We start from the raw sequence: 17087 nt of genomic DNA, 5'->3' as shown, positions 1-17087 counted from the left end.
CTGAACAAGAATTATATGTTAATCCTTTGCCTGTCTCTTTGTATACGTTATTCCACTTCTCTAAAAAGTGATTGAATACAAACCGAGAACAACCGATTGTTTTTGCAATTAGAATTTCTTGTTCTTTATTCGGGTAGATACGGAATTTATATGCCTTTTTGACCAACATTGATTTCTACCTCCTTCTTGGTATACACTAATTATATATTTAATATATAATTAGTGTCGAGTATATACTGAAAGGGTCTTTTAAGTTTCCTTTATACATTACTCCTAAATAGTAATGGAACCATAAAGTAGTAACGTAAAGAAGCACTCCAAATCCAGCTTCCTCCCTGTAAATCCATTGCCGGGTTTAAAATAAACGTAAAGGCAAAGAAAAAACGATGCCAATATCCCTGCTGCAATTGCTTTCATCCTAAAATCCCTTATACTTTTCTTCTACTATATAATGAAGCATAATCAATTCGAAGAAAAATCTGAAAAAATACAAATCTTTCCTTATCATCTTTTTCTTTCACAAAAATAACACCATATATTCGTCATCATGGTACATACCGTTCATTTTTAGCGCATTTTTTTCTATTCCATACGTTCTAAAGCCGATAGATTGATACAGTTTCTTTGCTGCGTTGTTATCGGAAACGACTCCTAAATGGATTTGCTCTGTGTCTATTCCTTTTGCCTTTTCTATTAATGCTTCAATTAATGCTTTCGCAATTCCTCTTCCTCTACTTCGATGATCAACATACATCGCAACAAGATGGCCCTTGTGCTTATATACCGCTTTTTGCTCTAGCAATAACGTTACTACCCCTACCAGTTGATTATCGTTCTGAAAAGCACCAAATGTGTAACTAGTATTTGAACTTAAATTTCGCTTAATCTCTTCAAGAGGTTTTTCTTTTTGTAGCGCTTCTTCGTAAGTGGTTACAAATGCACCTGGACTCATTTGTAATGCTTGTAAACGTAAGTCCCAATATTGTAACGCGTCTTCTTTTGTTAAAATACGAATCATATCTTTTCACCCCTTCATCAAACTAAGTAACGAACAATTAATTTACATAATAATATTATGATTATCTATCTTTCCCAATCGAAAATCCTTCAAACAATCTCCCTCCATAACGATCTAATGTTTGTTCAATAAAATAAATAAGCTCTCTCTTTTCTCCAGTTCTATAAAAATAATCAAACGCCGCTACAAACGCTTCAGCAAATGTTTCATCATATTTTCTTAACACACGAAAAAACCATTTTGAATTTCCAACCCATTGTCTATTTACTCTCAGTACAAATTCATGTAATAAATCTGCTAGGAGATTTGCAATAAACAATTCCTCCTCCCTTTTTGTTGCACCAATAAAATCATCTAATGCGTCTGTAAGGAAATAGCGCTTTCTTCTAATTATTTCTTCTGTCCAAGTTTCAGGACCTTTCTCTAATAATTGCTGCGCTTCCTTCTTCACATGTGACACGATTTCCTTTTCTCCCTTTAACATAATCCCTTCTAAAACAAGTTGAGGAAGCGTTGGTCTTCCCCTCTCACAATCACTTTTAAAATATTGTTTATAGGTTTCAAAATTATGTACAAACACCTCAACTGGCCAACCGTTGCAAAAGAATGATTCTCGATAACAAGACGGCAGCTTTCTATCTAATACAACGATGTCGAGATCTGATGTTATTGTTTCTTCTCCTCTTGCAACGCTACCTCCTAATAAAGCAACATCACAATTTGGAAATCGAACTTCGATTATGTTTTGTGCAGCCTCAATCGCTTTCATCTCTCTCTCTCCTTTTTTCTCTATATACATACAAACATTCGACGCTATTTCTAAATTTCCTATTTTTATTTTTACAATACGATATGTGAAATTTTCAAAGTGATGATCTTATCTTTTTTATTCAGCCCTTATCACTTAACCATATAACAATGACGAAATGAAAGAATCTTATACAATTTTTATAAACTTTCTTTGCATTTCCCTACCTAAAATTGCTAATATAGTAGAGTAGAATTTTTATAGAGAGAAGGAAAATTATGCACAATGGAATTCCAATGACAACTTTAGTAAAAAGGGTACTGCTACTTTGCATCGGGGCTATTTTTTTATCCGAAATGGTTTTAGGATTAGGGAATGCTGTTCATGCAAGTACAGAAGATGATGCAAAATCTGTTCAACTTGTAAGTGAAATTCAGACAGCTCTTGCTCCGAAAGAAGCACCGAAGCAATATAACGGGCAAGTTCGAAAAGTCGCTTACTTAACATTTGACGATGGTCCTGGAAAATACACTGCTGAACTTTTAGATATGTTGAAAAAAGAAGATGCAAAAGCCACATTTTTCCTAATCGGTTCAAATGTCAAAGCATTCCCTGATTTAGTTAAACGTGAACACGCAGAAGGTCATTATGTTGGTATGCACAGTATGACGCATAACTACAAAAAACTTTACACAGAAGGTCGTTACGTTGATGAAATGAAAGAGGATCAGGGCTTAATTGCCGGCGTTATCGGAAAATCACCAGTTTTAACACGCCCATCTTACGGATCTATGCCTGGATTAAATGAAGCTCTTCGCAATAAAGTAGTCGAAAACGGCTTAAAAGTGTGGGACTGGACAATTGATTCTTTAGACTGGAAATATAATAAAATGCCAGTCGATGCAGCATCTGCTCAAATTGTTCAAAACGTGCTTGCTGGTGCAAACAAGCCAACGGAAGTTATTCTTATGCATGACATTCATCCACAATCCGTAAAAGCAGTGCCTGCTATTATTAAAGGCTTAAAAGAAAAAGGATACGAGTTAGAAAGCTATAAAGAGGACGAACACTTCCCATTAAACTTCTGGCATGATCATCGTATCTAATTGAAAAAGACTTGATTTTCTTTATTAGAAAATCAAGTCTCTTTTCTTTCTGCCTTAGTTAAAATAATTTTGTAATTTCGCTAATCAAAATACCAATAACAGCGAAATCAGAGTCACCAAATGTTGTATTTTCAAATCCTAATCCGCCTAATACTGGCAACAATAATGCTGGAAGGAACGAAATTAATAATCCGTTCACAAATGAACCTAAAATTGCTCCCCTTCTTCCTCCCGCTGCATTTCCAAATACAGCAGCTGTTGCTCCTGTAAAGAAATGAGGAATCAGTCCTGGTACGATAACACTTAAACCAATAACAGGTAAAATGAACATAGATAGTAATCCAGCAATGAAGCTTGTTAAAAATCCAATAATAACTGCGTTTGGTGCGAATGGGAAAATAGTCGGACAGTCAAGTGCTGGCTTTGCATTCGGCACAAGCTTATCTGCAATTCCTTTAAATGCAGGTACAATTTCTGCAATTAACATACGAACACCTGCTAAAATAATATATACTCCCGCTGCAAATGTAATGGCTTGCATAAAAGAATAAACTAAAAAGTTTTGGCCATTACTTAACTCTGCTTCAATAAATTGCTTTCCAGCAAATGGTGCAACAATGAAGAAAAGAACAGCCATTGTTAGTGACATAGAAACAGATGTATCACGTAAAAAGCCTAAAGATTTCGGTACTTGAATTAGCTCTGTAGATTTTTCTTTATTTCCAAACTTGCTACCAACAAAACCAGCCGCTAAATAACCAACAGAACCAAAATGTCCAATTGCAATATCATCCATACCTGTAATTTTTCTAACATATGGCTGTAATAGTGCTGGAAAAATGACCATCAGTACTCCTAAAAGAATGGATCCGATCAATACAAGTGAAAAACCTTTTAGCCCCGCTGTAGAAAATACAGCTGAAATTAAACAGGCCATAAAAAGTGTATGGTGCCCTGTTAAAAATACATATTTCAGTTTCGTAAATCGCGCAATCAATAAATTTACAATCATCCCAAATACCATAATAAATGCTGTTTCTTTCCCTAACGTTTGCTGTGCGATTGCAACGATTGCTTCATTATTTGGAATAATCCCTTTAATATGGAATGCCTTGTCAAACATTTTACCAAAAATATCTAAAGAACCTGTTAATATTGTAGCTCCGCCACCTAATACGATAAATCCCATAATCGTTTTAAGCGTACCAGATACGGTATCTGCAAAGTTTTTCTTTTGTAACAATAAACCACACATGGCAAATAATCCAACTAAAATAGCTGGTTGTCCTAAAATGTCTTTCATAATCAAATCAAACATGGCACCGCTCCCCTTCAGCTCAGAATCAGTAGGACATCAAATCATCCCACTGATTAAAGTTTCTCTTTATTCAACTGTGTTACATGAGGTGTTTTTGCAATGCTTCTTTAATTTCATTTTGATCTAAAATATTTGTCAATCCAGCAACAGTACGAACACCATCTTCTAAATTGCAAATAATATCTTTTGATCCTAAATATAAATCCGCTTGCTCAGATTTGCTCGATGCTAAATCTGTATGCGAAACTTCCGCTTGTAAACCAAGTTCATCTAGTATTTTCTTCACATTCATTTCAACAATAAAACTACTTCCTAATCCATTTCCGCATACAACTAAGATTTTTTTCATTTTAACTTCCTCCTAATTTGAATACTTCGCTATCATTTCTAGCATTTGTTCTTTTGAATTTGAACGAATTAACAGATCGACATTTTCAGGTTGTGATAACATATCACTTAATTGGGCCAACGCCTTCAAATGCGTTTCATTATCAATAGCAGCTAATACAATAATTAAATTAGCCGCATGCTCTTGTTTTTCAGAAAATGAAACACTTTCTTTTAATTGCAATAAGCTCATTCCTAATTTTTTCACACCTGATTCAGGTCGTGCATGAGGAATTGCTATTTTAGGTGCAATGACAATATAAGGACCTAATTTTTTTACATTTGCAATCATTTCTTGCACATATTCTTCAGAAATATATTCCGTTTGTAACAGCGGCTTTGCTGCAATTCGAATTGCACCTTCCCAAGAATCAACATGATCTTGAAGCTGAATATATTCTTTTGTTAATAACTCGTTTAACATCGGCTTGTATTTCTCCTCTCTTCCGAAATGCACTGGTCCACTTATAAATTCTCTCAGTTCCCTTTTTAAAGCATGTTCATCTCTCACATCTGCATATTTGTGAATCATCTGCATAATAATATCAGCTGAATCATTTTGATCCTCACGAAATAAAGTAGCATTCACTTTTCGAAATAAGGATGCCTTTTCAGCATCTGTCAAAATGGGATTTACCATAAAAATAGGTATCAATCCCTTCTCTAATTCAGTAGTTGTAATAATACAATCTACATCAAATGTATTAGATTCATATTCTCTCTTTGAGATTGCTTGTAAAATATCTATATTTGAGAATAATTGTTCTAGCTGATATTGCAACATACGTGACGTACCAATACCATTTGGACATACAAGTAAAGCTGTTTTCCTCGGACTGGGAACGATTCCTTCTTTCCTCATCCAAGCGCTAAAATGCATCGTAATAAACGCAATTTCATCTTCTGAAATTTCTTTCCCTACATATTGTTCAAAATGATGAACCACTTTTTTTGTTAAATGATATACTTCCGCATAACTGTTTCGAATTATCTGCAATAATGGATTTTTAATTTCAATTCCATATTTCACACGATAGAAAGCTGGCTTCATATGTAAATATAAGTCAGAAGCAAGACCTGTAAAATCTCGGAATATGACACAAGCATAATGCTGAAAATCTTGTATCATGCAATCGACAATATGCCAAATGCCGTGAACATCATTCTTTTCATATTCTTTTTGCTGCGCGTTCACTTTTGCTCCCAATAAGTGCGTTGTAATATAATAAATCTCATTCTTTGGAAACTTTATATATAACAATTTTTCAAACTGTGTTCCAATATAGGTAGCTGCTTGAAAATGCTTTGTTTCGCGGAGAACAGCTTTCTCAGTTTCCTCCATTTCAATATATCGCCCTTTCACAATACGGCTACAAAACAAATACATGTAAACGCTTAAATTCTCAAGCACCTCGTCTGTATATTGAACGCCCAAAAATTCCTCACACTTCGATAAAATACCTTTTATTACATGAAGTTTGTCTTGTGCTGTTTGCTTCTTTTCTCCTTCTCCATGATTCACAATGTTCCTCATATGAGAAACTACATATTCCCAGCCATGCTTTGCAATTAACTGTGAAAGATATGCTATTAATACATTTCGCTTCCCTTGCTCCATTCCTTTAATGTAATACCCTTGCTTACGGTGAAACTGTAGAGATAACTTGAACTTTCCTAACTCTGCTTTCAATTTTTTCAAATCAGCTAGTGTTGTATTTCGGCTTACTTGAATGAGTTTTATTAAATCTTCCAGCAAAATTCTTTTTTCTTCCGTTAATAAATATAACGCAAGCCACGCCTTTCGTTCTTGTGGAGAATACTCATATTGAACTGTTAGCAATCCTTGTAACTTTTGAGCTACTTTTTGTTTTGTTTTCTTATCTAAACAATATCCTAACGGACGAACATATTGAATCGGTTCTAGATGTTCGGTAATTAACCAGTCATCTACTTTTTTCATATCATAATAAATTGTTCTTTTCGACACTTGTAGTACTTCTGTCAATTGATCAACAGAAGTATAGCTATCCGCTTGCATCATTTGTTGCAAAATTGCAGCACTACGATAATCTAATATCATATGATGTACACCCTTTCTATACTTGTTCTTTCTTCACCTTGCAAGTATAGATACTAACTTTGCAAAATTAGATAATTGACATCACCTTCTACTAATATAGTATCTCTTATTTCTTGCAAAATTAAGTCCAAATTATCGTTTATGTACGGTGCAATAATTGTACTGTTTTTTCATCTTCTTCATTTTATGTCTTACTGATTTTCTTATATTTGTTTATGATATATTTACAATACGGTATGTGAAATTATAATTTCTCCCTTCCAAATAGATTGCTATGAAGGGGCTTAAGAGCTTTGAATTCAAAAGCCTCCCCTCTCCTTATGTCGCACTGCAACAAATACACGCACGAATTTTCCTTATAACAATTTCCGCATCTTTTTCATCAAATATTGAAAACTCTATATCTGCCCCTGATACATGTTTTGGAACCTCTATTAACTCTTGGTTATGTTTTTCCAATTGTTAAGATTACATATATTTCCATCATATACCATCCCTCTTCTCCCTTTAATCAGCACCTCTATACTTATTATATATAAAATCACATATTTCCTTTTCTAATTGACTCATAATTAAAATAAAAAATCCTACTCATCATGCTTTATTTCATATGAGTAGGATTTCTTATTTATACTTTATTCTGTTTTCGTATCTTGCGTTGTTTTCACCTTCGTTTTATTTTTATCACGATGGTTATAATTGTACTTCGAACGATCTACAGGTGTGAACCCTTCTGGTGTATAGAATCGTAATAAATCACCATTTACCACTTGGTCAGAAAGTTTAAGTGTTTGCTGAACCATTTGTTCATTTTGTTTTATTTCTTCTGTAACCTCTACTGGTTCTCCAGTTGTTGTATCATAATATCTTCCGTTAAGTGCAGTAACAGTCGGACTTACGTAATTACCGTTACGGAATGCTACGACTTGTTTGTGCTCTGGTGATAATAAATCTGTACCAAATTGGATATAATCCTTTGTATCGATGCCTAATAAATGTAATAGCGTTGGGAGAACATCGATTTCTCCGCCATACTGATGTTGAACGCCACCTTTTATCCCTGGCACACGAACAATGAGAGGTACGCGTTGTAATTGTGCGTTTTCAAAGGAATGAATTTCCTTACCCATAATCTGTGACATCGCTCTATTATGGTTATCTGAAATACCATAATGGTCCCCATACATTACGATAATGGAATTGTCATATAAACCAGATTGTTTCAAGTAATCGACAAACCCTTTGACTGCTTCATCTAGATAACGCGCTGTTTGAAAATACGTATCTACAGATGAATCGCCTGTTGTTGCTGGCTCAATTGTTGCTTCTTCCTTATCAATTGGATAAGGGAAATGGTTTGATAGCGTAATAAACTTCGTATAGAACGGTTGCTTGACTGTTTCTAATAATGGAATTGACTCATTAAAGAACGGTTTATCTTTTAAACCATAGTTAACAACGTCTTTCTCGTTCATATCATAGTATGATGCATCAAAGAATTTATTAAATCCAAATGATTTATAAATGTCATCACGGTTCCAGAATGTTTTGTAGTTACCGTGGAACACCGCTGAAGTATATCCTTGTTGCCCCAAAATAGCGGGTGCTGCTTGATACGTATTATGCGATTTTGTTGTAAATACAGAACCTTGCGGTAATCCAAACATGGAATTCTCTAGCATAAATTCCGCATCCGATGTTTTCCCTTGCCCCGTTTGATGGAAGAAGTTGTCAAAATACAACGTATTTGCATCTTTTGTAAATGAGTTAATAAATGGTGTGACCTCTTGCCCATTTAACTTGTAATCAATTAAAAAGTTTTGGAACGATTCCAGATGAATATAGATAACATTCATCCCTTTTCCTTTTCCAAAATACTCTGCGCTTGGGCTTGCATAGTTTGAAGCGATGTAATTTCTGACCTCTGTCATACTGTCACCATCTGCCATAGCTCGTTCTGTTGATGCTTTCATACTTTGAATACCATCATAAATGGTATAATTGTAAGCACCTAAATATTTCACAATGTAGTTGCGGTCAAATGTTCTTGTTAACAATTGCGGGCGATCAGATTCTGCCAGTCCTAAATTAATGCTGAAAATTAAAATTGCTGAAATAAATACAAGTGACAATTTATACTTTGCAACACGAATTGGCTTTGGATTCGCAACTTTTGTTAAAACAAGTACAAGTAAAACGATTGTGTCTAAGAAATATAGAGGATCATACGGTTGTAGCAATGCTAAAACACTGCCGCCTATTTCCCCAAAGTTATTCGTTTGAGTCAATGTTGGAAACGTAATAAAATCGCTGAAGAAACGATAGTATACAACATTTGCATACAAAAGAATTGACAGTAGCAAATTAATAACAATCAACAAAATATAAGATCGTTTCCCTTTTGCAAATAATGCAAGTCCTAGAAACAAAATGGCTGAGCTTAACGGGTTAAAGAAAAGCAAAAACTTTTGAATTGTGTTCGATATTCCTAAGTTGAATTCCGTCACATATGCTGCATATGTTTTCAACCAGAATAAAACAACCGCAAAAATAAAGAACCCAAAGTGATTACTTAGCACTCGTTTGCTCTTTTGTAATAATTGTTTCATCTCTCCACCTCTTTTAATTATCCAAGGCTTATTTTTATAAGTCTATCTCTATTTTTTATCTATTTTCTTCATGTCGTTCATTTATTTAACCATATGAAGAATATTAGTAATTATAATTTGAATCTTTTATTTATTCAACTATTTCCTACTAAACATTTTGACCTTACTTTCCATTTAACAAAATAAATTTGTAATATTTCCACTTCCCCCCGAAACCAATCCAGTAACGAAAACATACATCACTATAAACCTTTGCGGTTCCATTCGCAAACATTTTTATTTCCAAAATTACCAATTGGATTGGTAATGGTTTATTTATATAGGTAGAGAAAGTCTATCCATACTTCATTTCCGATTAAGTGAAACTTTAATCAATGGAGGATTCGCCCTCCACTGATTATATTCTGGCTGTTACTATCTTAAAATGGCGGAATAAAAAATCCCCCCTATATACTTTCTTAGTAAAGGGGGGATTTCATCCGTTTATTTATTTTGGTACATTGCGCTTACTTGCTTTTGTAGCTCTTCATTTTCTAAGTACTCATCGTAAGTCGTTTCTTTATCGATTACACCATTTGGTGTGACTTCAATAATACGATTTGCAATTGTTTGTACAAATTGATGGTCATGAGATGTAAATAAAATTGTACCTTTAAATGCGATTAAACCGTTGTTTAATGCTGTAATAGATTCAAGATCTAAATGGTTCGTTGGATCATCAAGTACCAATACGTTCGCACCGCTTAGCATCATTTTTGATAACATACAACGTACTTTTTCTCCCCCAGATAATACAGAAACATTCTTCTTCACTTCTTCACCAGAGAATAACATACGGCCTAAGAAGCCACGTAAGAAGCTTTCAGATTCATCTTGTGGTGAGAATTGGCGCAGCCATTCAACTAGATTATATTCGCTGTTTTCAAAGTATGCAGAATTATCTCTTGGGAAGTACGATTGAGATGTTGTCACACCCCATTTGAACGAACCGCTATCTGGCTCCATTTCACCCATAAGAATTTTAAATAATGTTGTCATCGCAATATCGTTACGTCCGATAAATGCAACTTTATCACCTTTATTTAAAGTGAAGTACACATTATCTAACACTTTTTCTCCATCAATTGTTTTTGAAAGACCTTCAACCGTTAATAAGTCATTTCCTACTTCGCGTTCTGGCGTGAAACCAACGAATGGGTAACGGCGTGATGATGGTTTAATATCATCTAATGTAATTTTATCTAATAATTTTTTACGAGAAGTTGCTTGCTTTGCTTTTGATGCATTTGAACTAAAGCGTGCAATAAAGTTTTGTAACTCTTTTATTTTCTCTTCTTTTTTCTTATTTGCATCTTGCGTTAATTTTAACGCTAATTGACTTGATTCATACCAGAAGTCATAGTTACCAACGTACAGTTGAATTTTACCGAAATCAAGGTCAGCCATGTGCGTACATACTTTATTTAAGAAATGACGATCATGGGATACAACGATAACCGTATTTTCAAAGTTCATTAAAAAGTTTTCTAACCATTGAATTGCTTTTAAATCTAAGTGGTTGGTAGGCTCATCTAATAATAGAACATCTGGTTGACCGAATAACGCTTGCGCCAGTAATACTTTTACTTTCTCTGCACCTGTTAATTCAGACATCTTCTTATCATGAAGCTCTTCACCAATTCCAAGCCCCTTTAAAAGAATAGCAGCTTCTGATTCCGCTTCCCAGCCGTTAAGTTCAGCAAACTCACCTTCAAGCTCTGCAGCGCGCATACCATCTTCATCACTGAAATCTTCTTTCATATAAATCGCATTTTTCTCTTGCATCACTTCGTATAAACGAGTGTGACCCATAATAACTGTTTCTAGTACTGGAAACTCTTCATATTCGAAGTGGTTCTGTTTTAATACTGCTAAACGCTCACCTGGCGTAATATGTACATCCCCTGTTGTCGGCTCAATTTCTCCAGATAAAATCTTTAAAAATGTTGATTTACCAGCACCATTTGCTCCAATTAAGCCGTAGCAATTACCCGGCGTGAATTTTATGTTAACATCTTCAAACAATTTGCGATCCGCAAAACGCAAACTAACGTTACTTACTGTAATCATTTGGTTCCTCCAATTTCGATACTTTTATTACATACTCCACTTACTATACCATATTTAACATGTTAAAGGTATATCCAATCATCTTTGTATATTGTCAACTAAAATTTTTCTTTTTACATACTTTTCGCCTCCTATCCTCCTTCTTTCATTCGAACTAGTGCCTCTATAATCCTATATAAAAATAAAAAAACGAAGATGCTTTATACGTGCATCTTCGTTTTTTCACTTTTACTCGCGATCCATAAGTAATGGTACCCCATCTCACCTTTCACTCCATTCTTCGCATATTCTATATGAACTTACGATAATTTATTTTTGAATTCTTTTAACTCTTCCATGAATCTATGGAATTCTGGAATATCCATTTGCTGTGCTGAGTCAGATAATGCAACAGCTGGGTCTGGATGTACTTCTGCCATTACTGCATCTGCTCCAATTGCTAACGCTGCTTTTGCAGTCGGTAATAATAAATCTCTGCGTCCTGTTGAATGTGTTACATCCACAACAACTGGCAAATGTGTTTCTTTTTTCAAAATTGGTACTGCTGAAATATCTAACGTATTACGAGTTGCTTTTTCGTATGTGCGAATGCCGCGTTCACATAAAATAATTTGATCATTACCTTGTGCAATAATGTATTCAGCTGCATGCATGAACTCATCAATTGTCGCTGCTAAACCTCTTTTTAGCAATACAGGTTTATTCACTTTTCCTACAGCTCTTAATAAGTCAAAGTTTTGCATATTTCGTGCCCCAACTTGAATGACATCAACGTAATCAAGAGCCATTTCCACATCGTTCGGATTTAAAATTTCACTAATAATCGCTAAATCAAACTCATCAGCCACTTGTCGTAAAATTTGTAATCCTTCTACCCCTAAACCTTGGAAATCATATGGTGATGTTCTCGGTTTGAACGCTCCCCCGCGCATTAATTTTAATCCTTGCTCTTTTATCGCTTGCGCAACTTGACGAACTTGCTCTAAACTTTCTACCGCACAAGGTCCCATAATGAATGATTGTGTTCCACTACCTAATCGCTCACCTTTTACATCCACAATTGTATTTTCTTGTTTTTTCTTACGGGAAACAAGAAGCGCTTTACGGTTATCGTCCTCTTGAAGCTCTAAGCTTGCTTTGAAAATCGTTTTGAAAATGTGTTGAACCGTCGATGTCTCAAATGGCCCTTCATTACGCTCCGCAATCATATCTAGTACTTCGCGCTCGCGAACGGGATCAAAGCGCTTCGTTCCTTGCAGTTGCTTTTGTTCACCAATTTTTTGAACAATTCTACCTCTTTCATTTAAAAGCTTTAATAGCTGTAAATTAATTTCATCCACCTGTTTACGTAATTGTTCTAATTCATGATTTGCCATTTTCATATCCTCCTCAAATGTGTAAAAGTATAGTAAGAGAAATAAAATTCCTTATTTTCTGAATCCATAAACTAAATCGTTATCATATGAAATCGATACCGCCTTTTCTGTGTACAAAAAAGCCCTACTGATCTCTTCAGTAGGGACGATATTTATCGCGGTACCACCCTAGTTGCAGACTAACTTCGTCTACCTCTCTTCACTGTTAACGATCAATCGACCGTCTTTCCCTTCATAAAGATGTTTCTCTTTACTACAAAAAAGATGCTCCAGGACTGTAATTCGCACTTGTTTTTGTACTGGTTCACACCACCCACCAGCTCTCTGTTACAGGGAAACAACTACTACTATTATTCCTTTCATTGCATTTCCTATTCCTTTTTCAAGTTGGGCCACAAAAATACAAAAAGTCCCTACTGATCCAATCAGTAGGGACGATATTTATCGCGGTACCACCCTAGTTGTAGACTAACTTCGTCTACCTCTCTTCACTGTTAACGATCAAATGACCGCCTTTTCTTCATAAAGATATATCACTCTATTCCGAAAAAGGTGCTCCAAGACTGTAATTCATGATAACCCCTGTACTGATTCACACCAACCATCAGCTCTCTGTTACAGGAAGATTCTCACTACTGTGATCTCTTCATTGCACGTTATTTATTCAAATGTTTTCGAAATTAAATAAGTATGATTCGTATTATAGAACTCTTTTTTGAATACTGTCAATAACTTTTTATCTATTTTTTTAAAATTCCACTTTCCACTTATGATTCTTGCTGAAAATTTGTTACTACAATGCCAATTCGAATCATTTCGTTTTGAATTGCGGTCAATATGTCATCATCTACATGACAAGTCTCTAACATTTCTTTCATTTGTATCATTTCATTTTCAATGGAGCTAGCGTCTTGCACAATTTGTAACAAAATAAAAAATAGTTTCGCATATGCTTGTACATGAGCTATGACCTTTTCTTTTCTCGTTAAAATCGTCAACAGTAATTGTTTCATTTCCGCCTCTGAACAATGTTCGATCGGAATTGGAAAGCAGTTCAAAATGGTGTACACCCCTTTTTCTGCTACTTCATCCATATAGAAAACAAAACGCAATAACATTACGTATTCTCGGCCAGTGATCAAACTCATTTTCGGGCGTTCTTTTAAAAATGTAGCTAACCACGAATCCCAAAATTTTCGTTTCTCTCGCGCGCTCAATGTTTTTACATAATAGCACAAGTGTTTCAGAAACTTTATTTTGTCATGCTCTTTTTCTTCTATAAATATCATATAAACCCAGTCTGTTCTCTGCCCCCAGTACAACACACACTTAATACATACAAAGCTTAACCATTTTAAAAAGACTTGTTTTGTATGTGGATGCAATAACTCTAAGTGCTCAACTGCATATTTAATATATTTTTTTATCTCTGTAAATAACGGCAAATTAATTTGTGTATAGCATAGCCCTGCCCATGCATATTTCACTGCTTTATGTTCTCTATTTAATTTAAGATAAGGAAGCACATACTTTCTGCACCATTGTTTTTCAATGTGAAACAAAAATGTAACATCAGCCGTTAAACGCGCTAACATAAAATGCGTTCTCTCAGAAGCAACCTTAATTTGCTCTTCAAATAAAAATAAATATTCATGTATATTGCGATCGTATAAATGGTCGTATGCTAATAATTTCAATAAAACTGACGTCATTTTTCCGACTGGATGCTGGATTGATTCATTATAAAAATCAAGCTCTCCTACTTTAAAACTGCTCTCTCCTTTCATGATATGCGGGAATAAAGAAAATGCAAATCGCTTCACTGCCCGAATCTGATTTTCTTGAAAGTCTTCTAGTCGATTACTAATCTCATATAAGAAGCTACTAATCAACCAATAAAATGCGGGATTTCGTACAAACTGTTGCAATAGTGGAATAATCTTTTGAATCTGCTCATTTGTCAACTTTCGATTATTCCTCCATTCCCTAATGCAAACAAACCATATCTCATCACTTACTCTCTGCTCTCCTATAAGCTGGTAGGCAAGTGCAATACTCCAATCTACATTCAACTTACAAGCCTTTGATAACATCTCTAAAAAATGACGTTGTTCAAATGAATCATCATTTGAAAATAACAAAATTTGTTTCTTGATTTCATGACCTTTCAATTTTAATAACCCGTCAGCTGTTACGTCACATATAATGTTTGGCGCTCTTACTTCTTCTTTTTTCTCACCGTATTGATTCGAAGTAAAATGCGGATGCGTCCGTTTCATTATGCGATAGGCTCTGGCAGTACTCGTACTGTTTGCATCACATGTGTACAGTAAATCTAACACAAGGCACGCATCAAAGAACCTTTCATTTTCAAGATGTTTCATCACTTCTTGAATGACTTCCTTCTTCGTTTTTTCTAATGCATTTTGATAGTGTTTTTTTAGAAATTGAAACACTTCATGCTTATATGTAAAATCAAAAATAAGTTGTTGTTTTCGCAACCACATTAATTTTTCATCAGCTGTTACAAATGTATTTTCACTCATTGCTTCAATCGCAATTTTCTTTTGTAATATACTATCTGTGTCGATCATTTGTGCGATATAATATGCTGCTTTCTCTTTATTATGCTCACATAAATAGGCGAGACATTCTTTCATAATTCGGATTAGAAAAGTAAAATCTTTTGGTTGTAAATCGTGTTCTGAAAATTCCATTGTATGATAAAGAACACCATCTCTTTTTTGTAAAGCTGTTTGTCTTAGCGATAACATTTGTAACTTTTCCAGTCCCATAACTAAAATAGGACCTGCAAAATAGGAAATATGTGGTTTCATTTTTTCTTCCCAAATGCGTTGTACATGTGAAAACACCGATACTGGTAGGCAGCTTGATTCCTCTAACTCAACAGAATCCTGCATATCATCTTCCCATCGCTTTACTCGTTTCAACTTAATTTTCCCGTCTAAAATAAACGTTAATAATAAAACGCTAATTTCTTTATGCTCTGGAAACGAACATTTCTGCAATAGATAGGAAATCTTTTCTATCGACTGACTATTATTCTCAGCTGTCTCTAATAAAAGTAGCGTCCATTTTGCAAATAATATTGGATCCACCGGTTTTTTTGTTTCTTTTAAATAGGTGCAAATGCTCTTCCAAAGTAGCGGTGATATTTTAGAATGATTTTTAAAAATGAGTTGAAATAGTTCTTTTTGATGGCTAACAAGAAATTGTTCAACAAGCCACGCAGCAAGTAATTCATCCACTTCATCGTAATGGGAAGTCATGCGAAATAAATTTTGCAGCTTTCCCTCTGCTTCTAGCCATTCCACCCACCCATAATCACGTGCAAATTCCACAAAGTATCTAAGCATTTCAATTTTTTTAATCGCTTGTTTAATATAAGATAATTGTTCTTGTTCAACAGATGGTGGAACTGTTACAATATCGCGAATACGCATTCTTTTTGTAATATAATTATCTCCCATTAATTCCGCCCATCGTTTTACTGCTCTAACAAGTGCTTGATGGTTATTTGCTTTATTCGGATAGACAATCGGCTTTACTCCCAAATGTTCCCAATGATACGTATTATCCCCGTGTGCAACAAAAGCATAGCGCCTTGTACTAGGCGGTAAACCTGTCGCTAAATATTTCATAACCGGATCATTATGGCTATATCCAATAAACAAAACTGTGTAATTCGAGAATAAATCAACTAAAAAACGACGCGCCCATCCTTCTGTCAAATAAGCCCTTCCAAAATCACCATCTGTTAAAATTAAATTTTCTTTTTCTTGCTCCACATTTCCGTGTATATATGCTAATCCTTTAAACGCTCTTCCCGTCGGCAAAGCAGGCGCATAGTAAATATTAAAATCCCGGTCACTCTCTCGCATAGCAGTAGTAAAATGCTGGTCGAAGTTCGTTGTTACAATTCGCACATCCGTATCTTTCGGAAAAAGTCTTGGAATCGCATAATGTAGCGGATTCGGTTTCGATCCTTCCACGTTTACGAGATCTTTCGCAATTTGATGAACATCTTTCGTCTTTGCAATTTTACCAAGATAGTAATCGTGCGGTTCTGTTATTTCACGTTTTTCAACGTATAAAGCCTTCGCAATTTCATCAACTAAATCATCAAAATTTGGTAAGTTTGATTTTCCTTTCATAGAAACTCCCGCTCCGACAAACAATACGAGCTTCCCTTGTTCAAGATGATCAAATAACTCCTCTGGAATTTCTACTTCTGAAGTAATCCACATTCGGATTCCCTCCTTACCTAAAAATGTCATAACTCCTCAGTTTACTATAACATTTTTCTTATGATATT

General features: G+C 34.8%; 11 protein-coding genes, 1 pseudogene and 2 other annotated features. Of the genes and pseudogenes, 1 reads left to right on the top strand and 11 read right to left on the bottom strand.

Annotation, left to right across the window (positions count from 1 at the left end):
* The 4 genes and pseudogenes from MR056_RS14680 to MR056_RS14665 form a co-directional block, all read right to left on the bottom strand.
* Positions 1-169: helix-turn-helix domain-containing protein (locus tag MR056_RS14680; protein WP_242136573.1), on the bottom strand; the 169-nt coding region annotated here is incomplete at its 3' end.
* A gap of 69 nt (positions 170-238) precedes the next feature.
* Positions 239-417, bottom strand: a pseudogene (locus tag MR056_RS14675) (multidrug resistance efflux transporter family protein); the annotation flags it as partial.
* Between the two features lie 100 nt (positions 418-517).
* Positions 518-1018, bottom strand: a complete 501-nt coding sequence (locus MR056_RS14670; protein ID WP_087098792.1) for a GNAT family N-acetyltransferase — start codon at positions 1016-1018, stop codon at positions 518-520.
* Between the two features lie 61 nt (positions 1019-1079).
* A complete protein-coding gene (locus tag MR056_RS14665; protein WP_012094472.1) occupies positions 1080-1787 on the bottom strand; it encodes a nucleotidyltransferase domain-containing protein in 708 nt (235 codons plus the stop codon).
* 257 nt (positions 1788-2044) lie between these two features.
* On the opposite strand from MR056_RS14665, the gene MR056_RS14660 reads away from it, so the two are divergent.
* Entirely contained in the window at positions 2045-2872 is an 828-nt protein-coding gene (locus tag MR056_RS14660) for a peptidoglycan-N-acetylglucosamine deacetylase (RefSeq protein ID WP_012094473.1), read from the top strand.
* A gap of 58 nt (positions 2873-2930) precedes the next feature.
* Here MR056_RS14660 and MR056_RS14655 read toward each other — a convergent pair whose 3' ends face one another.
* The 7 genes from MR056_RS14655 to MR056_RS14625 form a co-directional block, all read right to left on the bottom strand.
* Positions 2931-4190: a PTS ascorbate transporter subunit IIC gene (locus MR056_RS14655; RefSeq protein WP_087098794.1), complete on the bottom strand. Its 1260-nt coding sequence runs from the start codon at positions 4188-4190 to the stop codon at positions 2931-2933.
* A 79-nt stretch (positions 4191-4269) separates the two neighbouring features.
* Entirely contained in the window at positions 4270-4539 is a 270-nt protein-coding gene (locus MR056_RS14650) for a PTS sugar transporter subunit IIB (protein WP_012094475.1), read from the bottom strand.
* A 12-nt stretch (positions 4540-4551) separates the two neighbouring features.
* Positions 4552-6657: a BglG family transcription antiterminator gene (locus tag MR056_RS14645; protein WP_087098796.1), complete on the bottom strand. Its 2106-nt coding sequence runs from the start codon at positions 6655-6657 to the stop codon at positions 4552-4554.
* Positions 6658-7292: 635 nt separating this feature from the next.
* Positions 7293-9266, bottom strand: coding sequence for a lipoteichoic acid synthase (gene ltaS / locus MR056_RS14640; RefSeq protein WP_012094477.1), 1974 nt, complete (start codon positions 9264-9266; stop codon positions 7293-7295).
* A 483-nt stretch (positions 9267-9749) separates the two neighbouring features.
* A complete protein-coding gene (locus MR056_RS14635; RefSeq protein WP_012094478.1) occupies positions 9750-11375 on the bottom strand; it encodes an ABC-F family ATP-binding cassette domain-containing protein in 1626 nt (541 codons plus the stop codon).
* A gap of 299 nt (positions 11376-11674) precedes the next feature.
* Positions 11675-12751, bottom strand: a complete 1077-nt coding sequence (locus MR056_RS14630; protein ID WP_012094479.1) for a bifunctional 3-deoxy-7-phosphoheptulonate synthase/chorismate mutase — start codon at positions 12749-12751, stop codon at positions 11675-11677.
* A gap of 138 nt (positions 12752-12889) precedes the next feature.
* Positions 12890-13123 (bottom strand) — a binding site (T-box leader).
* A gap of 55 nt (positions 13124-13178) precedes the next feature.
* Positions 13179-13410 (bottom strand) — a binding site (T-box leader).
* Positions 13411-13518: 108 nt separating this feature from the next.
* Entirely contained in the window at positions 13519-17049 is a 3531-nt protein-coding gene (locus MR056_RS14625; protein WP_087098798.1) for a DUF4020 domain-containing protein, read from the bottom strand.
* Positions 17050-17087 lie beyond the last annotated feature (38 nt).

Source organism: Bacillus cereus group sp. BfR-BA-01360 (genome assembly GCF_022663595.1).
GTDB lineage: Bacteria > Bacillota > Bacilli > Bacillales > Bacillaceae_G > Bacillus_A > Bacillus_A cytotoxicus.
The sequence above is the reverse complement of the archived record's forward strand: the minus strand, read 5'-3'. Positions and strand labels throughout refer to the sequence as shown.